26 protein-coding genes and 1 pseudogene are annotated in these 21,252 nt (G+C 57.5%); 13 read left to right on the forward strand and 14 right to left on the reverse strand.

Annotated elements, in window-relative coordinates; all coding sequences use genetic code 11:
• Positions 1–49: 49 nt before the first annotated feature.
• Both K5845_RS12335 and dmpG read left to right on the forward strand, forming a co-directional pair.
• The gene (locus K5845_RS12335) at positions 50–934 is read left to right on the forward strand and encodes an acetaldehyde dehydrogenase (acetylating) (RefSeq protein WP_287959086.1); all 885 of its coding nucleotides are present in this window, start codon (positions 50–52) and stop codon (positions 932–934) included.
• Positions 935–963: 29 nt separating this feature from the next.
• Positions 964–1,983, forward strand: coding sequence for a 4-hydroxy-2-oxovalerate aldolase (gene dmpG, locus K5845_RS12340; RefSeq protein ID WP_287959087.1), 1,020 nt, complete (start codon positions 964–966; stop codon positions 1,981–1,983).
• Positions 1,984–2,068: 85 nt separating this feature from the next.
• Here dmpG and K5845_RS12345 read toward each other — a convergent pair whose 3' ends face one another.
• From K5845_RS12345 to K5845_RS12350, 3 genes and pseudogenes are all read right to left on the reverse strand, one after another.
• Positions 2,069–2,644, reverse strand: coding sequence for an IclR family transcriptional regulator (locus tag K5845_RS12345; RefSeq protein ID WP_287959088.1), 576 nt, complete (start codon positions 2,642–2,644; stop codon positions 2,069–2,071).
• 51 nt (positions 2,645–2,695) lie between these two features.
• Positions 2,696–2,890, reverse strand: a pseudogene (locus tag K5845_RS21220) (helix-turn-helix domain-containing protein); the annotation flags it as partial.
• 197 nt (positions 2,891–3,087) lie between these two features.
• Entirely contained in the window at positions 3,088–3,612 is a 525-nt protein-coding gene (locus K5845_RS12350; RefSeq protein ID WP_353736543.1) for an Lrp/AsnC family transcriptional regulator, read from the reverse strand.
• A 40-nt stretch (positions 3,613–3,652) separates the two neighbouring features.
• Between K5845_RS12350 and K5845_RS12355 the strand changes: the two genes are divergently transcribed.
• Entirely contained in the window at positions 3,653–4,537 is an 885-nt protein-coding gene (locus K5845_RS12355; RefSeq protein ID WP_287959090.1) for a phytanoyl-CoA dioxygenase family protein, read from the forward strand.
• Between the two features lie 298 nt (positions 4,538–4,835).
• Here the strand turns inward: K5845_RS12355 and K5845_RS12360 are convergent, their stop codons facing one another.
• A complete protein-coding gene (locus tag K5845_RS12360; protein ID WP_287959091.1) occupies positions 4,836–5,633 on the reverse strand; it encodes an AraC family transcriptional regulator in 798 nt (265 codons plus the stop codon).
• Between the two features lie 133 nt (positions 5,634–5,766).
• On the opposite strand from K5845_RS12360, the gene K5845_RS12365 reads away from it, so the two are divergent.
• Genes K5845_RS12365 through K5845_RS12375 form a run of 3 tightly spaced genes read left to right on the forward strand, consistent with a single transcriptional unit; the run spans position 5,767 to position 8,849 of the window.
• Positions 5,767–6,987, forward strand: coding sequence for an MFS transporter (locus K5845_RS12365; RefSeq protein WP_287959092.1), 1,221 nt, complete (start codon positions 5,767–5,769; stop codon positions 6,985–6,987).
• Between the two features lie 56 nt (positions 6,988–7,043).
• On the forward strand, positions 7,044–7,520 hold the full coding sequence (locus K5845_RS12370; protein ID WP_287959093.1) for a hypothetical protein: 477 nt from the start codon (positions 7,044–7,046) through the stop codon (positions 7,518–7,520).
• Between the two features lie 6 nt (positions 7,521–7,526).
• Complete coding sequence (locus K5845_RS12375; protein ID WP_287959094.1) at positions 7,527–8,849, forward strand: relaxase/mobilization nuclease domain-containing protein; 1,323 nt, start codon at positions 7,527–7,529, stop codon at positions 8,847–8,849.
• Here the strand turns inward: K5845_RS12375 and K5845_RS12380 are convergent, their stop codons facing one another.
• On the reverse strand, positions 8,850–9,899 hold the full coding sequence (locus K5845_RS12380) for a hypothetical protein (RefSeq protein WP_287959095.1): 1,050 nt from the start codon (positions 9,897–9,899) through the stop codon (positions 8,850–8,852).
• Positions 9,900–10,001: 102 nt separating this feature from the next.
• Here K5845_RS12380 and K5845_RS12385 point away from each other — a divergent pair, with 102 nt between their 5' ends.
• On the forward strand, positions 10,002–10,670 hold the full coding sequence (locus K5845_RS12385; RefSeq protein WP_287959096.1) for a hypothetical protein: 669 nt from the start codon (positions 10,002–10,004) through the stop codon (positions 10,668–10,670).
• A 5-nt stretch (positions 10,671–10,675) separates the two neighbouring features.
• Here the strand turns inward: K5845_RS12385 and K5845_RS12390 are convergent, their stop codons facing one another.
• The 7 genes from K5845_RS12390 to K5845_RS12420 form a co-directional block, all read right to left on the reverse strand.
• Positions 10,676–10,918, reverse strand: a complete 243-nt coding sequence (locus tag K5845_RS12390) for a hypothetical protein (RefSeq protein WP_287959097.1) — start codon at positions 10,916–10,918, stop codon at positions 10,676–10,678.
• Positions 10,919–10,957: 39 nt separating this feature from the next.
• A complete protein-coding gene (locus K5845_RS12395; RefSeq protein WP_287959098.1) occupies positions 10,958–11,233 on the reverse strand; it encodes a hypothetical protein in 276 nt (91 codons plus the stop codon).
• The gene (locus tag K5845_RS12400) at positions 11,230–11,541 is read right to left on the reverse strand and encodes a hypothetical protein (protein ID WP_287959099.1); all 312 of its coding nucleotides are present in this window, start codon (positions 11,539–11,541) and stop codon (positions 11,230–11,232) included. Before K5845_RS12400 ends, K5845_RS12395 begins: the two co-directional genes overlap by 4 nt.
• Positions 11,542–11,560: 19 nt before the next feature.
• The gene (locus tag K5845_RS12405) at positions 11,561–13,177 is read right to left on the reverse strand and encodes a type IV secretory system conjugative DNA transfer family protein (RefSeq protein ID WP_287959100.1); all 1,617 of its coding nucleotides are present in this window, start codon (positions 13,175–13,177) and stop codon (positions 11,561–11,563) included.
• 70 nt (positions 13,178–13,247) lie between these two features.
• Positions 13,248–13,472, reverse strand: a complete 225-nt coding sequence (locus tag K5845_RS12410; RefSeq protein ID WP_287959101.1) for a hypothetical protein — start codon at positions 13,470–13,472, stop codon at positions 13,248–13,250.
• Positions 13,473–13,501: 29 nt separating this feature from the next.
• On the reverse strand, positions 13,502–13,786 hold the full coding sequence (locus tag K5845_RS12415) for a hypothetical protein (RefSeq protein WP_287959102.1): 285 nt from the start codon (positions 13,784–13,786) through the stop codon (positions 13,502–13,504).
• A gap of 127 nt (positions 13,787–13,913) precedes the next feature.
• Positions 13,914–14,264, reverse strand: a complete 351-nt coding sequence (locus tag K5845_RS12420) for a hypothetical protein (protein WP_287959103.1) — start codon at positions 14,262–14,264, stop codon at positions 13,914–13,916.
• 277 nt (positions 14,265–14,541) lie between these two features.
• Between K5845_RS12420 and K5845_RS12425 the strand changes: the two genes are divergently transcribed.
• Positions 14,542–15,159 (forward strand): hypothetical protein, encoded by a 618-nt coding sequence (locus tag K5845_RS12425; protein ID WP_287959104.1) that lies wholly within the window; start codon positions 14,542–14,544, stop codon positions 15,157–15,159.
• Positions 15,160–15,248: 89 nt separating this feature from the next.
• Here the strand turns inward: K5845_RS12425 and K5845_RS12430 are convergent, their stop codons facing one another.
• Positions 15,249–16,376 (reverse strand): hypothetical protein, encoded by a 1,128-nt coding sequence (locus tag K5845_RS12430; protein ID WP_287959105.1) that lies wholly within the window; start codon positions 16,374–16,376, stop codon positions 15,249–15,251.
• A 618-nt stretch (positions 16,377–16,994) separates the two neighbouring features.
• On the opposite strand from K5845_RS12430, the gene K5845_RS12435 reads away from it, so the two are divergent.
• From K5845_RS12435 to K5845_RS12445, 3 genes are read left to right on the forward strand one after another with little or no spacing between them, the layout of a single operon-like run.
• Complete coding sequence (locus tag K5845_RS12435; RefSeq protein WP_287959106.1) at positions 16,995–17,594, forward strand: TRM11 family methyltransferase; 600 nt, start codon at positions 16,995–16,997, stop codon at positions 17,592–17,594.
• Between the two features lie 27 nt (positions 17,595–17,621).
• A complete protein-coding gene (locus K5845_RS12440; protein ID WP_287959107.1) occupies positions 17,622–17,846 on the forward strand; it encodes a hypothetical protein in 225 nt (74 codons plus the stop codon).
• Positions 17,843–18,337, forward strand: coding sequence for a hypothetical protein (locus K5845_RS12445; RefSeq protein ID WP_287959108.1), 495 nt, complete (start codon positions 17,843–17,845; stop codon positions 18,335–18,337). Before K5845_RS12440 ends, K5845_RS12445 begins: the two co-directional genes overlap by 4 nt.
• A gap of 57 nt (positions 18,338–18,394) precedes the next feature.
• Here the strand turns inward: K5845_RS12445 and K5845_RS12450 are convergent, their stop codons facing one another.
• Positions 18,395–18,814, reverse strand: a complete 420-nt coding sequence (locus K5845_RS12450) for a hypothetical protein (RefSeq protein ID WP_287959109.1) — start codon at positions 18,812–18,814, stop codon at positions 18,395–18,397.
• Between the two features lie 143 nt (positions 18,815–18,957).
• On the opposite strand from K5845_RS12450, the gene K5845_RS12455 reads away from it, so the two are divergent.
• Both K5845_RS12455 and K5845_RS12460 read left to right on the forward strand, forming a co-directional pair.
• A complete protein-coding gene (locus tag K5845_RS12455) occupies positions 18,958–20,457 on the forward strand; it encodes an ankyrin repeat domain-containing protein (RefSeq protein WP_287959110.1) in 1,500 nt (499 codons plus the stop codon).
• 30 nt (positions 20,458–20,487) lie between these two features.
• Entirely contained in the window at positions 20,488–21,252 is a 765-nt protein-coding gene (locus K5845_RS12460; protein WP_287959111.1) for a hypothetical protein, read from the forward strand.

Here is a 21,252-nt window from a genome sequence, read left to right on the forward strand (position 1 = left end):
CCGTTTTACGAAGGAAGTGGTGCTTTGCACCTTATTGGAGAGTGTTTGAATGGTGGCACGATCGGAAAAAGGACGCATCCGAACTGCGATTGTCGGATCCGGAAATATTGGTACCGACCTAATGTACAAGCTTAGTGCGAATAAAAAGTTTGAGGTGGCATTGTTTGCAGGCATTGACCCGTCATCAGAAGGTCTCGCTCGTGCGAAAGAGATGGGAATAACTATCTCGACGGACGGCGCAGAAGCTGTATTTGAAGATGGAAATATAGATGTTGTATTTGAAGCTACCTCAGCTTACGTCCATCGCTCAAATGCGCCTCGTTATGAGCAGCACGGAATACTTGCGATTGATTTGACACCCGCCAAGGTCGGTGCCTGCATCGTGCCTACTGTCAATCTGGCTCAGAATGACGACGCAACGAATATTAATCTGATCAGTTGTGCGGCTCAGGCGACGGTGCCAATTGTTCATGCCGTCTCAGCCGTAACGGCTGTAAGCTATGCCGAGATTGTTGCGACTGTAGCCAGCAAGAGCATTGGTCCTGGGACACGAGATAATATTGAGGAATTCACTCATACGACGAGTTCTGCGCTTGCGGATATCGGTGGGGCAGCGAGAGGAAAATCCCTGATCATCGTGAACCCAGCTGATCCTCCGATCCTTATGCGGAACACGATTTATTGTGTGACGGGGGCGGATGTGGATATGGATGCTGTGCGCATTTCAGTCGAAGCGCGAGTTGCGGAGGTCCAGAAGGACGTTCCGGGTTATAGGCTCGTACTTGAACCTTTTGTGCGCGACGATCACGTGATGATCGGAATCGAAGTCGCCGGCGCTGGCGACTTCCTACCCACATACGCAGGTAATCTGGACATCATAAATGCGGCTGCGGTGGCAGTGGCTGAGCGTCGTTTGGCTCGAGTGAACACCTAGATGCGGCGTGACGCCAAAAGGAGATTAATATGGCTGAGATTACTTTTGTCGACGTCACGCTGCGTGACGGAAATCATACTTACAAGCATCAATTCACGAGCGATATTGTTGCCAAGACGGCAGAAGCTCTTGATGCTGCAGGCGTTGATATCATCGAAGTTGGTCACGGTGATGGACTAGGCGGCAGTACGGTCCACGTTGGTCGAACACCGGAGCCTGCAATTAACCTCATCCGTGCAGCATGTAATGCGGTGAAACGTGCTCGGGTCGGTATACTGCTTCTACCGGGGTTTGGGGTATTCCGGGATTTGGAGGAATGCAAGGAAGTCGGAGTTTCTGTGGCGCGCATTGCCAGTCATGCCACAGAAGCGGACACTACGAAGCAGCATATCCGCAAGGCGAATGACCTTGGAATGTTCACTGTGGGATATTTGATTTCCGCCGGAATGGCAGATGCGAAGACCTTGGCGGAAGAGGCGCGCAAGCTTGAGTCTTATGGTGCTGGATATATAAATCTTGCTGAGTCTCAGGGTCATTTAGTGCCGAGCGAAGTTGCGGAGCGTGTTCGCGCCGTGCGACAAGCGGTATCCATACCAGTGGGCTTTCACCCTCATAATAATCTTGGGTTAGCTAATGGTAACATCCTCGCCGCGATAGACGAAGGTGCGAGCTACATTGATGCGAGCCTGAAGGGATTTGGCGGCGGTGCCGGCAATGCTCAAACTGAAGCGACGGTTGCCGCCCTTAAGCGCGCGGGACACACCGTGAAAGCGGATTTGGGCGGTATTCTAGACGCGGCAAAAGTTTTCGGCGACTTGGTCGCGCCATATCCTATGCCTGTAATAGACAATGACTCGATCATGATGGGCTATGCCAACGTTTACGGTGGATATGTTCTCCCTGTGAAACAGTCGGCAGAGAAGTACGGCATCTCTCCGAGAGAATTAATATTGCGGCTTGGCGCGCGCAAAGTTGTGGCTGGTCAGGAAGACGCAGTTGAGCAAGAAGCGCTCGCGTTGTCGGCAGAGCGGTTTAGCGCTGCGTCGTGACCAGCTGAGTGGAGCCAGTCGCGCGGCTCCACTCAGCCTTTTTTGATGGTGTTGAAACTCTTGGGTTTCAGTCTAGGTTTGTCGCTTATCCGATCAAGAAGTTCTTTAATGGGTGTATGGACGGCACAGAATTAGACAAGAGTTCCGCGGAATCTCGTGTTTTGAGCGCGTATGAAATGTCGTTCTCAGGATCGATCTCCGTGCTGCTGGCCGTGAGAACGAGGCATCCCAGAGTTTGATCGCGATAACGGATTGGGGCTCCATAAGCGACGAGGCCGTTGAAAGCTTCATCTCGGGAAATTTCGTAGCAGTTGTGGCGCACATCGGAAATGCGTGGCGCTAGTTCTTTATAAGTTGTGGGCGTGCGATCCGTGTGCCGGACATAAGGTTCGCTGCCAAGGATTTCTGCATGCATCTCGTCTGGAATGCTGGCGAGCAGGATTTTTCCTGAAGCCGAACCATGGATCGGAGAAACCAAGCGCACGTCGTAATAGGAACTAAGGGTCAGCTTTCCATGTATCGTATCCATTACCACGCGCTCCGTACCGAGGAACAGAATGACGGCAGCTGTTTCCTCCGTTTGATCATGGAGAAGCTTGAGAATTGGGTAGCTTTCTCTTCGGAAGCTGTGAACTGGATGCCAGGGGTCAAAATTATTCATGGCCAATGGCCCCACGATGTACTCGTTCCCCTCATTGAGCCTTGAAACCCATCCCTCATCTTGAAGCGTACGTATCAGACGATGGAGATTTCCTGGGTCCATCGCAAGAGCCCTGGCCAACTTTGCTAGTGAAAGCGGCGCGGGAGCCTCACAGAGAAGTCGAATGATCTTGAGGCCACGAACGAGACTGCTAGATCCCGATTTTCTTCCTTTGCTCTCTATCCCCACTTGGTCGCCGTCATTCATTATATCTTCCGCTATGTCCGGTATGTTGCGCCAATAGATGTTGTGCGATTAGCCGATCTCCAGGCGTTTCTAAACAAGCTTAAGTGTTTCCTCAACTTGGATGACTGCGGTTTGCTCAGGAAACCTGAACTATCAGGTAGGCGACATAGATCTGATACGGATTAACTTTGAAGAGCTCCAAGCACGCCTGCGAAGGCTCACTTGGTCGGAATGAACACAGGTAGCTCATGGCGTTGCCGAGCATCGAAGATAATGGAGGTCTCAATGCGGATAACACCCGGTTTGTTCGTGAACTGATCAAGTGCAAGTTTCTTCAGATGTTGCATGTCAGTGACGACGACATGGACGACGAGATCATAACGGCCAGTCACAAGGTAAGCGAAACGTACTTCCGGGACACAAACGATCTCATCTAAAAATTTATCTACCGTACCGCGATTATGTTTCGACAGTTCGATCATGAATAGGGCCTCGAGGCCAATGCCGAGCGACTTAGGATCGACGTCGACATGAGCACCTCGCAGGATGTCGTTCTCCCGCATTTTCCTTATGCGTTCGTGGGTAGTTGAGGGAGCAAGGCCCACTTCAGCGGCGACCTCCTTTACCGAAAGTCGCGCATTATTCTGCAAAAGCCGGAGAATTTCGATGTCGGTTCGGTCGAGCCCGCCATGAGGTGAAAATTTCCGTAAATCATTCGTTCGATTTCTGTTCATACCGATCATACTATTGAAAAATGCGTAGAAATACAGATGGAATACGGAATTGAGTACATTTGACCTGCAGGCTTTTACAGGTATCAACGAAGCGGACGTCACGCGCTTCCGTCGTGATGGTTTTCTAGTCCTTGAGCGTGTCCTATCGGAAGATAGGATCGTGGCTTTGCGCGAGAGCTTCCCCAAACTCTTTGCCGGACGGTTCGATACCGGTGTCTACCCAGATGAATGGTATTGGCGAGAAGGCATGAGCCTTCCGGACGTAACCCGGCACATTGCAAATGCTTGGAAGGCTGATCTGACAATTGCAAAATTAGTCCTCTCAGAGGACCTAGGGAAAGCTGCCGCGCGTCTCACAGGTTGGTCGAGTGTCCGGCTCGGACAGGACACCATCTGGTGGAAAGCGCCTAAAACCAAGTCCATAGCCTATCATCAAGATTCTTCATTTATGGACTTTCTCAATCCTGCTTTGACTGTGACCTGCTGGGTAACACTTGATGACACATCCCGGGAGGCTGGCACGTTGGAATATGTGCCGGGCTCACATCTTTGGCCCCTTACTCCCTTGCCGGAAGCTTTTCATGGAGAGAAAGACTATCGATCGCAGATGAAGGTGGCAGCCGAGGCTGTGGGGATTATCCCACCTGATCCAATTTTTATCGAAGTACCAGCAGGCTCCTGTGTCTTTCATGCGGGAGAAATCTGGCATGGCTCAGGTCCGAATACGACTGGAGATCGTATGCGCCGTTCTATCGGAATCCACATGATTCCGGGTGACGCAGAATTCAGCGAAAGGCATGGTGGCTACATTTACAAGCGCTATCAACGGACGGGGGACCCTAAGCTTGAGGAGAGCTTTTTTCCGTTGCTGGCTTCGGATGTGGGTGAACGTACGGGATGGCTGGAGCACTACTGTTGCAGTGGGAGGCGCTAAACCGAACCTCTGTATCGGCTCGGATGACATCCGCACTCTAACGGACCGTCGTGTGCACGGTTTCCCGCGCGCGTCCAGCTTAGTTTTCATTGGCCGAGCATCTGTGACGCTTCATTCCTGTTAAACCGTAAAGGAATAGGAAACCACATCGGCAAAGCGCGTGGAGTAGTGAGGGTATGAGGGTACGAAAGCCAAGCCGCAGTAGGTCTTTTTGAGTGCAGCAGAAAGCTATTTTCCCTGAGCGGTTCGGAGGATTTGGTCAGTCGATTCGCTGTCGGCAGCGCCGGATCTTTTTGTATCACTGATCAATCTGCTTCGAGTCTTTCTGGTTCATGTACGCATGCGGGCTGCAACCAAATTCGGACCTGAAGGCAAAGACAAATGCGGAAGCTGATGCGTAGCCTAGGTCCATCGCCGTGGCGGTGACAGACATTCCACCTCCTAGTAGCTCGATGGCCCGGAATAGCCGCAGTTTCCGTTTCCAGGAGCGCAACGTAGAACCGAGCTCCGTTTGGAAGCGACGCGTTAGCGTGCGTGAGGACATGCCGAGTTCGCGCGCCCAATCCTCTGCGGTCCACTCGTTCGACGGATCTCGATACAATTCTTCACACAATGCCAAAAGTCGCCCGTCTTTCGGCCATGGTAGGGCCGCCTGAAGTTTCCGCGCCTTGCCTAATTGATCTAGGATCAACATCGTGATCCGTTCAGGGTACCCATCGCTAAGACATTTGCCGTCGATTTCAGCGGCTTCGACAATTAGGGCTTTCAGCAACGGCGACACGGCCAGCACAGTTGGGTTTGAGGGAAGCGAGGAACCTGCCTCGTTTGAGATCCATAAGCTGCGGAACTCGGCGCCAAGCAGTGACCCGACCTCGTGGGGCACTCCGGTCGGTAGCCACACAGCCTGATCCGGTGATGTGACCAACGTTTCTCTGCCCGCAGCAACGGTCAATGCGCCGTCAACGGCATACACAAGCTGATGCCAATCATGAGCGTGCTCCGGAAAATGGTGACGAGGAGGAATGGTCTGCGCCCGCATTGTTATAGGGCGGGGCGGTGGAAGATTGGGCGGGGCGGCAACGACTGACCAGGACATGGCGCTCTCATTTTGTCTGATAATATAGATATTTTGGCAAAACGTCGAAAGTTTGCCAGTCGCCGATTTGATATCGCATTGCGGATGCGGCGTCCCCCGCCGTGAGAGATCCGTTAATGAGATCGAGTACGGCATGACCGCCCAACTTCCCATACCGAGCCGAGGCGCTGCGACGGCGACCCGTCAAGAGCGCAGCAATGTATTGAGGTTAGCTGTCGCTCAGGCCCTTGCGGGCGCCAATTCCACGGTCATTTACGCTACCGGTGCAGTCATTGGCGACATGTTGGCACCGGCCAAGGCGTTGGCGACACTACCGGTTTCTATCTTTGTCGTTGGCATGGCACTTTGCACGCTTCCGGCCGGCGCTATCGCCGAGCGGCACGGTCGGCGCCGAGTTTTCATGCTGGGTGCGGGTAGCGGCGTTCTTGCGGGTCTCCTCGCCTCTTTTTCGGTTATCTACGCTTCGTTCTGGCTGTTCTGCGCGGCGACCTTTCTGGGGGGCGTCTATGCCGCCGTCGTCCTTTCGTTCCGCTTTGCTGCCGCCGATTGTGTAGCCCCGGAACGGCGACCTCGCGCGCTCTCGGCTGTGATGGCTGGTGGGGTTTTTGCAGGTGTCATAGGTCCACAGCTTGTGACGCACACCATGGACCTTTGCGCACCCTTCCTGTTTGCCGCGACATTTGTCGGTCAAGCAGCGGTGGCGGCCCTCTCCGCAATCATTCTTGCGGGGGTTAAACTTCCACGGCCGACCTTAGCGGATGGCTACGCTGGGCGGCCTCTAGGCATCATAGCTCGGCAGCCGCGCTTTATTCTCGCGGTGATCTGTGGGGTTGTCTCCTATTTGTTGATGAATTTCCTTATGACGGCTGCGCCATTGGCTATGAAGTTCTGCGGACTGTCGCAGGAGTCGGCTAACCTTGGTTTGCAGTGGCACGTTATCGCGATGTACGCCCCGAGTTTTTGGACGGGACGCTTGATTACGCGGTTCGGCGCAACCACGGTAGTCGCCGTCGGGCTGGCGCTCATCGCAGCGTCGTCAGCGACAGGCCTGCTCGGTATCGATGTTGCCCATTTTTGGGGGACACTGATCCTACTGGGGGTCGGCTGGAACTTTGGGTTCATCGGCGCGTCGGCAATGGTTCTGGAGTGTCATCGGCCGGAGGAAAAGGCCCGGGTCCAGTCGCTCAACGATTTCTTGGTTTTTGGGACGATGACAGTCGGTTCGTTCCTATCCGGTGGGCTCCTGTCGTCCTTTGGCTGGAGTACAGTCCTGACACTGTCGTTCGCACCGCTGCTGATTGCCGTGCTGGCGTTGTTGGGTTCTGCGTACTGGACCGTCTCAAGAGATATTTAAGAGGAGGTGAATTCGAACCTTGTCGCGGCCCGATACTCATTTTCGTCGGGAGGTGGATGACATTGTTCTCTTACAGATTACGTGACTTCCGCCCAATCTGGGGCAACTGGCATGGCACTCTATCCGGCATCATGCCTGTAAACCTCTTAAGGACGCGATCCGCCAACAAACGCCGCATTCTATCAGTGCCATTGTCACCGGAACAGATGGCGGATCTTTCCCGGCGCGCCGGTCGTGCGCCCTTGAGCGCCTTTGCGCGCGCGCAGCTTTTCCCCGCCAACGATAACGAGCCTGCCCCCGCCACCCGCACGCGCCGTGCGGCCCCTGTGCGGGATGACGCGGCACTCGCTGAAATTCTGGCCAAGCTGGGCAAAACAGATGTTGGAAGCGGCCTCCGCGAGATGGCACGGCTGGCAAGGATTGGTGCTCTGCCAGTCACACCGGAGACGGAAAGCGATATTCAGCGGGCCTGCCGCGATGTAGGGGAGATCAAGGCGCTGCTGATGAAGGCGCTCGGCATCCGGGAAAGGTAGCCCGGCATGATCCTGAAAGCCTCACAGCGCGGCGGCGGCAAACAGCTGGGCGGTCACCTGACCCGGATGGACGACAACGACCATGTGGAGCTGCACGAGATCCGGGGCTTCCTTTCAGCCGATATCGTAAGCGCCCTGAAGGAAGCCCACGCGGTCAGCAAAGGCACGCGCTGCAAGCAGTTCCTGTTCTCGGTTTCCCTCAATCCGCCGCCTCAGGAGCAGGTCCCGGTCGAAACCTTCGAAAGCGCCATTGCGCGCATCGAAGAGCGCACCGGACTTGCCGGGCATCCCCGCCTCATCGTCTTTCATGAAAAAGAAGGGCGCAGGCATGCCCATGCCGTCTGGAGCCGGATCGATGCCGATACCATGACGGCGAAGAACCTTCCCTTCTTCAAGATGAAGCTGCGCGATCTTTCGCGCGAGCTTTACATCGAGAACGGCTGGAAGATGCCGCGCGGGCTGATGAACAGCCGCGAGGCCGATCCGCGCAATTTTACGCTCGCCGAATGGCATCAGGCCAAGCGCGCCGGGTTTGACGCCCGCGATCTCAAATTCATCCTGCAGGAATGCTGGGCGGTCTCGGACTCCAAGGCCGCGTTCATGCAAGCGCTCAAAAGCCGGGGCTTCACGCTCGCCCAAGGTGATCGGCGCGCCCATGTCGCGCTATCACCGGAAGGGGAAGTCTTTTCCGTGGCGCGTGCCGTTGGCAGGAAGGCGAAGGAGGTCCGGGAGCGGCTCGGCGCGCCGAATGACCTGCCGGGCATTCAAGATGCCAGAGCGCAGCTGGCGCGGGAGCTGGGCGAGAGATTCTTACGCCTGCGCCGCGAAGCAAATATCCAAAAGCAGCGGGATCTGACGCCGCTGGAGGCAGAGCGCCGGGCTATGGCGCACAGCCAGCGGATTGAACGCAGCCAGCTGAAGCAAAAGCAGCAGGCGCGTTGGACTCAAGAGACCCGCGCCCGCGCTGAGCGCTTTGGTAAGGGCGTCAAGGGACTCTGGAGCGCTATTGTAGGCAAGCATGCGGAAGTCCGAAAGGCCAACGAGCGTGAGGCCTATGCCGCGCTGGCCCGTGACCGCGCGCAGCGTCAGGCCTTGATCCATGCCCAAATGATAGACCGTCAGGCCTTGCAGGCCCGGATCAAGGCCGCCCGCGACCGTCATGCAGCGCTGCTCAAAGACTTGCGCGCCGATCAACAGCAAGTGCGCCAGATGGCACGGAGCGAGCCCTCGCAAATCAGGCCGACCGTGGAGCAGCGGATCGAGCGTATGCGCAAGGGTGAGCGCCCAGCGAAACGTGAGCGTAGCCGCGATAAGGACCGGGAGCGGTAATCAGGCGGCCTGCTTGAAGGCGGGTGCTGCCACGGCGATGCGCTGGAATGAGCCGTTCCGGCTTTCGATCCCGGCCTCAAGTGCCAGATCTCGGAACGCCGCTTTAAATGCTTCGGGCGGCAAGGCGCGATAGCCCTGATCACGGCACCATGCATCATAAGCAGCGGCAACTGCTCCCGGCGTCAACACGCCGGATGACGGCTCCAATGCCTCCAGAGCAAAATCTTCTACCGATCCGGTTGAAGCCGGTTCCTTCTCAGGGATAGGCCCTACCTTTCCAGCCCTGCCATGTCCGCTTGCCAGAAACAGGCCCAGCGATGCGCCGATTTCGACCAGCAGCGCCACGGCGATGATGAGGGCAAGGCGCACCGCTTCCTTTTCCTCCCCCGTAATGCGGCTCAGGAGCGATACCTGCGGGTCGCTATCCTGCCCCGCGCCTTGAGCGCGGAGGCGAGCCAATTGCGCATCCAGACTCTTAATTTCGCTCGTCAGCCGTTCGGCTTCTTCGGCAGAGGAGAGTTCAGCGCGCAGGCTGAAATAAGCGGCGCAGTAATCACGGCTCAGCTCTTCCGTAGCATCGGTGCAGGCATTCGTGGATTTCCAGCGGCGGTTCTGGCGATGGCGTTCGATCTCCTGCGTGACGATATCGCCCGCCCGATGGGCAGGAAGAGCCTTGCGCTGCACATCCGCATACGTCCGCATGTCTTGCACGCGGATGTATTCACCAGAAATATCATCGCGCGCCTGAATAAGCACGCCTCTGTTATCCGCAGCAAAACCGATGGCGCTCACGAGCGAAAAGCCTGCAAAGAAAGCAAAGGCCAGCGATCCCGCTGCTGCCGCTACGAAGCGGCGAGATTGCCAGCTCCACGCGATGAAGACGGGCAGCAGGGCTTTCAGGACGTCCGCCGAGGCAGACGCCGCGCCCAGCACATGCCCTTCCAACGGCGTCTTGCCGAGGGAGGAGAGGAACAGATAGTTCATCGCTGCCGACACGCCGCACAGCACAAGCGCGGCGACAATGCCAATTGTTGCTGTGATGCTCCGCATTTCTCCGATCTCCGACTGTAAGGGAGATCAGAGCACAATTGCCCTCGGCGCGTGGGAAGAGGTAGCATCGATTCAAGAATAAGAATCGACGTTGGGGGACTTATGCGAATTTATCCATTCTTGCTGGATCTGGCAAAAATTGTTTGGGGCAACGGCTGGTCAAAGACCGGCTCTCTCTTGGCAGCTGCGGGCGCATCGGCACTCTTGGGATGGTTGGATCAACTGGTCGGATTTGTGCTTGGAATTGATATCCGGCAGCCACCGGAGTGGGCCTCCATACTCGTCATGTTCTCCGGGATCGGTCTTTTGGTTTGGGGCAACAGCAGACCATCACCGCCGCCTGCGCGTCCTGCACCCAATCCACACGATGTGCAACTCATGAACCGCTTTCGGCAGCTGATTACAGAGCAAGTGATCGACTTCCTCAGAAATCATAACTTTGGAACACCATGGAAGCGCTCGCGCCTCGATGCATTGGCTGAGTTCGCGGAAACGTGGCGGGGAGGCCGGTTTGAATTTAACGATCCTGAATTGAACACTGCCCTCAGCCTCACCAAGGCCTCGGCAAATGCGGTCGAGGGACTTATAGCCATAGGTTCGTGGCCCGACCGAAAGAATGCCGAAATCCAGACCGTGAAGACAGATGAAGACTACCGGATAGGCACTCAGAAGGCGACACTGGACAAGATCGATGAGATGAATGCCGCCGCAACTAACCTCGTACGTGACATTGACGCGCTTGAGCGGATAGCGCAGGGAAAACTGGTCTAGAAGTTTTAGGTCGCCTTGCGCTCATACGCATCCAACGCTGCAGAGAGCATCTGCGCCTGACTGAGCCCATCACGCTTGGCGAGTGCCTTCAGGCGTTCGGCGTCACTTTCAAGAATGGAGAGGTTCTTCTGCACGCGCTTGCCGGTGGCGGGAGCGTGCACGGGTTTACGCGCCGGGCTCTGCAGCTCCGGTGGTGGCGTCAGGTGCAAATGCTTTCGGATAGCATCCAGCTTTGTGAATTTGCTCATGGAGGCTCGCGCGATCTGATTGAAGAAACCGGGGCGGCGTTACCGGCCCCGATCGAAATCCTGCTTGGCGCGGCCTCGGTTCAGCGCGCGGGTATGATTGTTCTTGAAATTCTCGCGCGCGGTTTTCAGGCGCTCATCGATATGGCGGATGCGGCGTTCAGACTCTTGATCGATCTGCCGCCGCACTTGGGTGGTTTCCCAGCCATGCGGGGTAAGATGCAGCTCGGCCCGCGGCTTGGGCCGAGCTGCAATACGTTGGTCGCGTTCCGCTTTAGTCACAAGACCAGCCGCGGCACGACCGAATTCTTTGGTCATCGCTCGTAACGGGGACCGTTATCGCGGGGCTGACGATCCTCCCTGCCGGAACGGTTCGTCTCGCTGCGGCGTTCGTCACGGCGATCACCGCCGCGCGGCGTATCCTTTGCCTCCTGAATGCGGTCCTGCACCGAACGGATAGTGATGCGACCGTCTACCGGGACGGCATCAAGCTGGATGTTGTAGCCCTCGCCATCCTTGTGAGGCCACACTGAACCGATGCGGTTGAAGTAGGATTTGTTCTCCTCACCCTCCCGCACCTGATAGGCGATGTGGGAAGGGCGTTTGCTTTCATTGTCGTTGCTCATGGTCTGATCTCCTTATGCGTCAGGTTGGTTTGAAGCCTTCCACATATGCCCATTTTCCATCGCGATATTGGGCGAAAGACGCGAAGTTTTCCGGCACAGCCTCGCGGATCACACGCGCCCATGAGGAACCGAAGCGCCCGGCAATGCGCACACTATCTTGCGGCGGGTGATAAGGATTCGGCAGGTACAGCCCCGCCATCGCGCGCGGCATGTAGTACGGGTATTTCGCGGCATAGACGGGCGGCAGGTTCTTCCCGGAGATGAAAAGGATCTGCCGATCCTCCGGCAGGCCGAGGATCTCTTCTTCCGTCATGATCTTGCGGGCTTGCTTGGTGCGGTGCTTTTCTGCGCGGGAAAAATGCGCCGCATCCAGCATGGCGGAAAACAGGTCATCGCCGGACAGCGCGCGCTGCACGGCCTGCGCCTTCTGCCGCTTTGCCGCGTCCTGCGCTTTAACGTCATCGTATTCCAGCGTCTCTGTGCCGAGCATGTTTGAGACCAGCCGTGCCGTCTCATAATCACGCACGCCGAAGAACTGTCGCATTTGTGCCGAGCCTAAGAAGCCTTGCACGCCCGGCGCGCCGTAATGACGGATGATCTGGCCCACATCCTGAAAGAAGGCCCAAGCGCGGATGCCCGCGCCGCGCCCGAAGGTAAAAGCGCGCAGGAGATCCTCGAAGGCTCCCAGTTGCCCCGCTTCATCCACGATGAGGCTCACGCGCGATGATAACGGCGTGCGGCCCTTGTGCAGCATGGTGACGGTAAAGAGGAGGCGGAGTAGCGGCGCTGCGATTTTGAGCGTCTCTGCAGGCATCATGATGAAGATTTTGCAGGCCTTGTCAGGATCGCAGAGCTGGGAGAGCGCAAAGTCAGAGCGCTCCAGAGATGCTTGCAGGACGGGATCATCCAGAAAGCCGAGGCTGGCGTAAATCTCGCCCATGATGGAGCCAAATTCGCGCGGGGAGTCCTGCTGCTTGGTGATCATCTCACCGCCCGTGCGGCGGACATCCTCAAAGCGCGAACGGGACATGGCCTCGATCACATCAATCCATGCCGGGCTTCCCGACTCCGCTAGATTCACAAGGCGCATAAGACGCGGCAGGCTTGTGCTGCCATGTCGCTCGACATCGATCTTGAGAAGCGCCTCAACCCAGCCGCCGCCGCGCTGCTCGAAATACTTGCCGTCCGATGTGCTGGTGACAGTAATCAGCGCGCGCGCAATGAACTTGCAGTCGGCGTGGAAGCTGGGGCTGCGGAGGTCCAAAATATCGAGCGGATTGCAGGCCAGTTGCGGCAGGCCGTGCAAGCCATACGGATTGAAGAAGTAAGCCTGCTCGCCGTACATCGCATGGACATGCCATGAGATGGCGGCAAGCTCCCCGCGCGGGTCTAGAAACATCATGCGCTCGCCGGGCGAACGGCAGACGACATAGCCCAGCACATCGCGCAGCTTGCCGCTGCCCGCACCGCCAATGGTGATCATCGGCGCATCGCCCGCGAGATAAATCGGTCTGCGGTCAAAGAACCCGATTTGCGGACCCTTCGGCTCGAACAGCCCTGCGGCGCGGAGCTGATGCGTTTCCGCCCAAGCGGCGCTGCCGAAACGATAGTGCTCGTTAAAGGAGGAAGAGTGCATGGCGGCTCCCTTGTTGGCTGAAAAGCAAAAAGGGGCCGCTGTCGTGTGCGGCCCCTAACCGTGACCGAGGTTAGACGCGCTTGAAGCCGCCCACCTCGAACTCCTTGACCCACTTGTACTTGACCTTGGAGGCCAGCCAGAGCAGCGCGCCTCCGATCAGGAGCTGGATGATGCCGTTGTTGCCCACGGCGAAGTGGATGCCGCTGACGGCAAGGAAGAAGAAGCCCCCTCCCGCCAGCGTGCGCTTGAGGATTTGCAGGGGCTTGTTGATGATGACTTCCGGGGTGCGTGACATGGCGTTTGTTCCTTTCTGGTGGTGGGGGATCAGAAGAATCGGGTAGCCAGCGCCAGCAGCGCGCTGACAAGAGCGATATCGAAGGTGATGCGCGCGGCGTAGTAGGTGAAAGCCGCGATGATCACGGCCCAGCCCATGACGGCGAAGCCTGCGAGATCGGTGCCGTAGCGGCTCTGCGCGAACGCGAATACGAAATCGACGGTGTGGTGGAACAGTTCGGGGCCGCCGAAGAAGGCAGCCGTGATGGCAAGCACAATCGTCATGCCTTCTTTGGGGTCATGCCCCTTCTTGTGCGGATGATGTCCGGGATGCATGGAAGCGCTCTCCTCTTAAGGTTCGCTGGTCGCCGGTTCGCATGCCTGATGCGGACCGGCGACCTTGAGGGAAAGCTATGCGGGGCCGGGATTGAGACCGGGCCGAACTTGGGAAAATCTTCGCGCCTTACTTGGCGATGAAGCCCGCGCGCACCGGGTTGGAAATCCGAAACGCCAGATCGATCAGGCGCAGGCGGGTGAGGATGCGCCGCTGCGGAGCCTGCTTGGGATCAACGTCATCGAAATACATGAAGCCGGACAGCCAGCGGAATGACCCGTCATCGTTGAAGGCGGCATCGATGTCCTCATCATCCACCTCGAACGGCTTGCCGCCGGGCCATGTGATCTTGCCCCGAAAGCCGTAGATGGTGTCCGCAATCCAGTTCGGGATCTCGCGGCGTGACATGCCGAGCGAACGCGTGGCGGTTGCCAATCGCTGAAAATGCGAGCGGCGCAGCAGCTCATCATCGCTCGCCACAATGACGGTGCGCTTGTTGTCGTTGACGGGTTTAGGGCTGCAGGGTTTGCAGACATCGCGTCCGCAGCGTTGGCAATAAGTCATTACTCAAGTCTCCTTTTCTTTTTCTTGTTGGCAGTTTCGAAAAACCGCAGCGCCTCCTCTTTATGCACACGCATAAGTAGAAGTATTTATTCCGCGCATGCCGAAACAATAGTGTTTTTGCGCCGCATTCTGCAAAATCGAAGGGAAGAACGCGCGCGCAATTGCAATCATAGATAGAACGTGAGCGCGGTAATTGAGGGATTTGAAAAAACAAAAAAGCGCGGGAGCGAGCCCGCGCCGCAATCGTTATTACGCAGGGGCTAAATTATCAGAACATAAGTTCCTGCGCCTGCTGCATGGCTTCGCGCAGAGCACGCCGATCAACGTGCTGGAGCCGACAACGCATGTCAGCGGCAAGACCATCCGCAGCGCCTATCGCGCCTTACGCACGAATCTGCCTGTCGCCACGCAGCGCGAACGCGCGCGGTTCGCGCATGCCGGAGTCTATCTGTTTGAAGGCGAGAGCATCACACCGGAAGCACGGCGCTTCATTGCAAGCATCGAGCGCACGCGCCGCTTCAGCCGTTACATCAAACGCCACGCCCCTCGCCTGTCCTCATGCGAAGACGAACACCTGTTCCTGATGGAAAAAGCCGTGCGCATATTCTGCGCGCTGGATCTGAGGGGCATGGAAGCTGATGCGCGCCTGCTAGCGCAGATCGCCGAAGCCTTCACGGCTCTCCATCCGCGCGACCCGCTGCAAAAGCTGTCCGAGTTCATCCCCGGCGTGAAACCCCACGCCCATCCCGAGCTGCGGCTGTATGAGGATTACAGGCGGTATCTGCTTAAGTTCCCGCTGGGGACACAATAAGCGGTCTGTCCGTGGACGCTCCATCACGGTTTCGGTTCTGTATGATTGATTAAGTGCCGACGCAGATCTTCAATACGTGTAATGCGCTCTTATTGACATCTAAACGACCGCACCGTGCTTCCATTGTGGCCGGTGCATTTTTTGCCGATAGGAGAGCATGGCGTCCCCGGAGTTGGCACGGAGCTACCGCAGCCATTCCAACTATAGTCAGGAGCCAGCGATTTCCACGTTCCGCCAGTAGCCGTACAGCTTCCCCCACTCTGGCTGATCGTGCCATCATCGCAGGATAGATCGCGCGTTCCCGAATAACCGGAGGCGCTGTTATTCACACTCTTGGTTGCGCCATGGATCATGTTGCCTGATGAAGCTGAACAGCCGGGTGACCAGTTAATAGTAATGCTGGCGCAGTCGCTGGGTTCGGGGCCGGTGGTCACGGACCAGCTATAATTTGCGCCGCCCAATATCACTGTCGCGGTTCTGGCTGCTTCGAACCCGCTGTCCGAAGTAAGCCGAAGCTGCACTGTCTGACCATTCGTTACAATTCCGATTGTCACCCATGGCCCGCCGTCAATCGAAAGCTCCGGCGCACCATCGCCGCTTATCGTTACAAACACTTCGGAATTGAAGCCGGAAAGGGTGACGGCATTAGACGTTATCTGCGTATCCGGCGCGGCGTCCGCCACATCAACAAACGTGATGGCGTCCGGCTCCGCATCGATCATGCAGCTCTTTTGCATGGCTGCAATCGGCATCGGGGTTCCGCCGGTTGCGGCAACATTTCCATCATCCCGATGCCAGTACTGATCCTTTGCGCCCTTCTCGATGGCTCCGAACTTCCATCCGGCAGTTGAGGCATCAAACAACAGATAGTCGGGGTGAACCGTATGCGCGTAAGCCCAGCCGCTGCCGATATCGAACCGATACTCGCAGGCACCGTCAAAATCAGCCGTATCGGTCAGGTCCATATTTTCCCAAGGGGAAACACCATGGCTGAGGTGGTTTTGCGATATGCCCCCCGCAGCGGAAATCCACTTCGCACCGTCGCAGAACTGCATGGTCTTGTGCGCCGGGTTGTAAAGCAGCACTCCTTCTTCACCGACCGGGCCAACGCAATCTGCGGATGCTATCTGCGGAGCCACCAGCAGGCACAAGACAAAAATCACGAAATAGCGCACGAAACTCTGCAAGTGTCCCCCGTCAAAAAGCAAAACGGTCACCAACGAGAAAATCTCGTGGTGACCGGGAGTTGAGAACCGTAGCTGTAAGAACGGTGCGGCAGTCTTTAGCCGCGAGCCTGTGTGCGCCGAAGCGCAAGCGCAGGCAATGAGCCTGACATGCACTGCCGCCTCCCGGTCCAATGCCCGAGAAGCGACATCAATGGCGCGCTTCGCCAATATGCGCGGAAGACACACCATTCACGGCTGATGTCAGCCGTACAGCAGAGAGGTTCTCACACCCCGGCTGGAAAAAACTCCAACTCTTTTTATTCTATACAAATTTAGTCAATAAATAAACATCAATCGCATTTGTGCAGGTTTTTCGGGCATCTCCCCCGCGCGTTTGTTCGCGCGGGGCCGGGCTGTTGCTAAAGCCGAGCCATCGCGTTCGCTTGTCTCGGCCCTTCGGGCTTCCATCCCTGACGCGAGGTGAAGTGCTAAGGAGCTCCGCCCCTGCCGCGCGCAAGGCATCCCCCCGTATCCCCGCCCGTTTTTGATTTTTGTTCTTTCGTGCGGGGTCCCCTCGTGCGGAGCCTCCTTGCGCTTGGCTCCCCGCTCTCGGCGAGGGCCAAGGGTTCATGCGAACCCCCTTTTTTTTAAGGGAGAAAGGACCAAGCCATGAACCTGCAAAGCCAAGAGTACCGAAACTATTTCCGCCCCCGCGTCCCGGAACGCCGCGCGCCGTTTGAATTCTACCCCACCCCGCCAAGCGCCATTCGGGCGTTGTTATCGGTCGAGAGATTCGAGGGCGATATCTGGGAACCCGCTTGCGGTGACGGCGCGATTTCTCGCGCGCTTGTCGCGGCAGGCTATGACGTAATCGCCACCGATATCACCGATTGGGGCTACGGCTATCCCGGCTATGACTTCCTCAAATTAGACAAGCCCTTTGCCCGCAACATCGTGACCAACCCGCCTTACGGATGGGGCATGGCGGACAGGTTTGTAGAGAAGGCTTTGACCTTTACGGCGGATACGGGCGGGCGCGTGGCGATGCTTTTGAACATCGCCTCGCTCTGCCACCCCAAGCGCCATGACTTTTTCGTGCGCCGTCCGCCGCGCGTGATTTACGCGCTGGATGAGTGCGTGTGCTTTCCGCTGGGCAAGCCCGAACGCGCCACAAGGCACACATCCAGCCACCGCTATGCATGGCTGATCTGGGATCACGCGCATAAAGGCGATTGCGCCATGCGCTGGCTCTCCACCGCACAATTTTAGCCGCTCAAACAAGAAGGAGAAAAAACCATGAGCAAGCATGAAACCAATCTCACGCCCATGATCGGCAACCTGGCGGACGGCCTCACCACCGCATCGCAATCCGCATGGCAAGCCTTTGATGCCGCCAAAGCCGGGCGCACCAATGAAGCCATTGGCACGCTGCTGCCCGTCATGGACCAACTGGAAACGCACGCCGCGCTGTGCAAGACCATCCTTGCCCTGCACCGCATAGGGAAAGGCGGGACAAGATGAGAGAGCATCCCCGCATTATAATATCACCCGGCGTTGAGGCGCTGGACCTGCGCAAGGCGCAAAACGAGATCCGTGCCCGGTATGGGCGCGCCTACCATGTGAATGAGCATTGCTTGCGAGATGTGGCGGCGCTTTGGGGCATCGGCCCGGAGCATGACTGCATCAACGATGCGGGCGTGTTCATGCCCTATCAAAGCATCGACCTTCGCGCAGGGCGGTGCAGCGCAGAAATCCGCTATGCCGCGTCCCCGTCTGGCCTCTGGGCGATGGATACCAGCCATATGACAGCCACCAGCGGCAACGGTTCTTCGCCCTCGATCTGGAACCGCGTTGCTTTCGAAAGCGAAGACGATGCAAGAGCCGCCGGGCTTTACGCGCTGATAGAGCTGTTTCGCCATATCGCGGCTAGCGGAAGACCGGAGGCGGGAGAGGCAAGCAAGCTGGTAGCGCTGCTGGAAGATGAACGAACGCCGCAACTGGCGCTGTTCTAGGAGCGAAAAAATCGCGCCCGGCCTTACTGGCCGGGCGCGCCTTGTTTGACAGGGTGTTTACTCCGCGATGAGCCGCGCGCGTTCAGGATACGCGATGCGGAAATAAAGATCGATCAGTCGCAGGCGTTGAAGTACGCGGCGCTGCGGGTGCTGGCGCGGCGGCTCTTCCGCAAAGCGGATGAAATCGCTGACCCAGCGGAAAGACCCCTCACCGCCGAACGCATCGTCTACATCCGGCAGATCGTAAGCCGTGCCGTTGGGCCAGACGATCTCCCCCTTGAAATTATAGATCGTATCGGCAATCAGGTTCGGAAGCTCCCGGCGCGATACGGGCAGCGCCGCCGTGGCAATGGCAAGACGCTGGAAGTGGGAAAGGCTGCGTAGCGCCGTATCCGAGGCCACAACAACAGTGCGGCCCGGATCGTTCGACGCAGCATCGGGAAGCTTGGCGCGCAGCCTGTCAAAATCCTTGCTCATGAGTAGTGTCTCCAAAAAACTTCGGGGACACTCTGAGTAAGCGTGCGTGGAAGGGCGCTTCCCAGCTCCCAAGCGGTTTAAAGCTGGAAACGCGCTCGCGCGAATGTGTTATGGGGACGGCCTGCCGCGAACGGGGGAGCGAGGTGGCAAAGCAATCATTCAACGCCTTGCAGGCGATCCTGATCCGCGAGCGCCTGATCCTTTATTGGAAGGTCAGGAAATCCGCTGCGCGTTCCTATTCGGTGCGAAAGCTGATCGAGGATATTGCCCTCTCGGACGCCAACGAGGGTGCGCCTGACGCCTATGACGAGCGCCGAGATCAGGGCGATGGGCGCTTTGATGCAGGCTTTACGCTCAAACACAGCACGGTCGATAACCTGATCTCCCGCAAGGCCTCAGCCATCTCGGACGACAACCTCGCGCTCATCGGCAATTTCCTTGCCGCTGAAGGTTTCTTAAGCGCTGAGGCTCTTGCACTATGCGGGCGGCATCCGGACAGCGGTCTGCGGGTTCACTTCAAGGGCCTGGCCAGTTCGGACCCGCGCCTCCAAAGATACCGGCGCGTGGTCGAAGGCGAATTTTGTGATGTCGATCCCACAGCCCATCACAATCTCTGGATTGCAGCGCCGGGTCGCTCACAGCCCTTTGTCGCTCTCAGGGCCAGCTACCCACATTCAGACGCGCGCGAAGCCGCGTTAAGGCCCGCCACAAAATACGCAAGCCCGCCATGGACCAACGAACCGGAACTTCGTTACGAAGGCCGGATCTTCCTGATGCCGAACCAATCCATGACGCTCGTTGAAATGTGCGTCAGGGAAAAAACATGGGACGGCAACATTTACCGTGTCGCGGTGCGCGGCAATGAGATCGCCCTCCTGAACAATCTTGGCCAGCCACAATATTTTTGCAGGCTTGAAATCGACAGGGCAGACGGACACGGCGATGAAATTTTCGACATCCGCGATATCTCGTTGGCCGGAGCCGGGCGACCGCCGGGCTTAAATGGCGATCCCGGATGGCCTTACGAAGATCGCGATTATCAATATGCCAGCATCTATTTGCACCCTCGCAGCGATCCTTTGGGGATGGCTCTTGTCGCAGCAGCCAAGGATGGCACTGCCGGGGATGTCCTAGGCTTGCTTCTCAGCGGAGCTAATATCAACAGCGTCGATCCGGAGACAGGACGAACGGCTGCGCATTGGGCCGCTGCCGTTTGCTCACTTGAAAAAGTGTCCATACTGGATTGCCGGATCAAAGAGGAAGCTGAGGTGCTGCTGCGCTATTGCCCGCGCTACTCAGGAGACGCCGAAGCCATTGAACGCTGGCGCGCGGCGCGCGCAACTCGCTATCGCTTGCATACCGACAACGAAGGCTGCTTTCCTTCCGCGCTTGCCCCCGTATCGACCGACCATTCCATCGAGAACCATGTGGCGACCACCATCTGGCGACGCCTGTTCGAATCTGAATGGCAAACGGCGCGCCATCTCTTTGGCGCATCACCCGGTGCTTTCCTTGATGTCTGGCAGCCATCTAGCGCTATGAGGAATACCGCAGCGAGGCGCAGCGCGATCCTGCCGCCCGGCTTCAGGGACCCTCTGAAATCACGGCGCAGTTTTTTGACAAGCTTGTTCCGTATACGGTAAAATAGTCATAAAACGAGGTGTGGAAGGGATTTGAGTTACGACACGCACGATCTGCGCGGGATTTTCAAAGAGGCCAAGCGTGAGCTTGAGCGCCGCGAGGATGAGCGCGATTTCGCAGCCGAAGTCTCAGGCATCAGCAACGGAAAAGCGGCGCGCTTCCTAAGCGCTGAAGACCATGAGAAGCGCCGGGCCGAACATACAGGCGAAGGCGAACGCCGCCGCAATGAGAGCTTCGCCCGCCTGCAAACACTTCTCGCCAGCAATGCCGCCTATGCCAGACTTTACAATGACACGATGGGCCTCTTGGGCGATGCGGAAGACGCCACCGACCGCGCCATTGCCAAAGCGCAGGCAGCACTGGAAGAAGCGCAGGCCCAGCTTGAACAAACCGTATCCCGCGCCGCCCAGCTGCCGGATGGTAGCCGCGTATTCCGCGATGCGCGGGGGCAAGTCTGGAATGAACGCGGGGAGCGCGTCAGCGATGCCCATGCCGCCGCCATCGAATGGCGCGGCGATGAACCCGCTTACGAGCAGTATTTGGAAGAGCGTGAGGCTGTCACAGACAGAGTCACGCGCCTTGAAGCGCTTCAAGGCTTTCGCGTCGATACGCTGGGGCGCATCCGCGACCGCATGAGCGATCACGACAACCCGCCAGCAGCGCATGAAATCGAGCAGTTCAAGCGGGATATTCAGGAAAACATGCCCGAACCGGTGCGGGACGAACTGATCAAGACAACAGCTTCTCTTGATCCCGTATCGAGCCCCGAAATATCTGCACCGGTTCGAGCGCTTTAA

The organism is Filomicrobium sp. (assembly GCF_025698805.1).
Classification (GTDB): Bacteria; Pseudomonadota; Alphaproteobacteria; order Rhizobiales; family Hyphomicrobiaceae; genus Filomicrobium; species Filomicrobium insigne.

Excerpts from the sequence above, each read along its gene's own strand:
- K5845_RS12335 (WP_287959086.1), top strand. The coding sequence starts at position 50 with ATGGTGGCACGATCGGAAAAAGGACGCATCCGAACTGCGATTGTCGGA.
- dmpG (WP_287959087.1), top strand. The coding sequence starts at position 964 with ATGGCTGAGATTACTTTTGTCGACGTCACGCTGCGTGACGGAAATCAT.
- K5845_RS12345 (WP_287959088.1), bottom strand. The coding sequence starts at position 2,644 with ATGAATAATTTTGACCCCTGGCATCCAGTTCACAGCTTCCGAAGAGAA.
- K5845_RS12350 (WP_353736543.1), bottom strand. The coding sequence starts at position 3,612 with ATGATCGGTATGAACAGAAATCGAACGAATGATTTACGGAAATTTTCA.
- K5845_RS12360 (WP_287959091.1), bottom strand. The coding sequence starts at position 5,633 with ATGTCCTGGTCAGTCGTTGCCGCCCCGCCCAATCTTCCACCGCCCCGC.
- K5845_RS12365 (WP_287959092.1), top strand. The coding sequence starts at position 5,767 with ATGACCGCCCAACTTCCCATACCGAGCCGAGGCGCTGCGACGGCGACC.
- K5845_RS12370 (WP_287959093.1), top strand. The coding sequence starts at position 7,044 with ATGACATTGTTCTCTTACAGATTACGTGACTTCCGCCCAATCTGGGGC.
- K5845_RS12375 (WP_287959094.1), top strand. The coding sequence starts at position 7,527 with ATGATCCTGAAAGCCTCACAGCGCGGCGGCGGCAAACAGCTGGGCGGT.
- K5845_RS12380 (WP_287959095.1), bottom strand. The coding sequence starts at position 9,899 with ATGCGGAGCATCACAGCAACAATTGGCATTGTCGCCGCGCTTGTGCTG.
- K5845_RS12385 (WP_287959096.1), top strand. The coding sequence starts at position 10,002 with ATGCGAATTTATCCATTCTTGCTGGATCTGGCAAAAATTGTTTGGGGC.
- K5845_RS12390 (WP_287959097.1), bottom strand. The coding sequence starts at position 10,918 with ATGAGCAAATTCACAAAGCTGGATGCTATCCGAAAGCATTTGCACCTG.
- K5845_RS12395 (WP_287959098.1), bottom strand. The coding sequence starts at position 11,233 with ATGACCAAAGAATTCGGTCGTGCCGCGGCTGGTCTTGTGACTAAAGCG.
- K5845_RS12400 (WP_287959099.1), bottom strand. The coding sequence starts at position 11,541 with ATGAGCAACGACAATGAAAGCAAACGCCCTTCCCACATCGCCTATCAG.
- K5845_RS12405 (WP_287959100.1), bottom strand. The coding sequence starts at position 13,177 with ATGCACTCTTCCTCCTTTAACGAGCACTATCGTTTCGGCAGCGCCGCT.
- K5845_RS12410 (WP_287959101.1), bottom strand. The coding sequence starts at position 13,472 with ATGTCACGCACCCCGGAAGTCATCATCAACAAGCCCCTGCAAATCCTC.
- K5845_RS12415 (WP_287959102.1), bottom strand. The coding sequence starts at position 13,786 with ATGCATCCCGGACATCATCCGCACAAGAAGGGGCATGACCCCAAAGAA.
- K5845_RS12435 (WP_287959106.1), top strand. The coding sequence starts at position 16,995 with ATGAACCTGCAAAGCCAAGAGTACCGAAACTATTTCCGCCCCCGCGTC.
- K5845_RS12440 (WP_287959107.1), top strand. The coding sequence starts at position 17,622 with ATGAGCAAGCATGAAACCAATCTCACGCCCATGATCGGCAACCTGGCG.
- K5845_RS12445 (WP_287959108.1), top strand. The coding sequence starts at position 17,843 with ATGAGAGAGCATCCCCGCATTATAATATCACCCGGCGTTGAGGCGCTG.
- K5845_RS12450 (WP_287959109.1), bottom strand. The coding sequence starts at position 18,814 with ATGAGCAAGGATTTTGACAGGCTGCGCGCCAAGCTTCCCGATGCTGCG.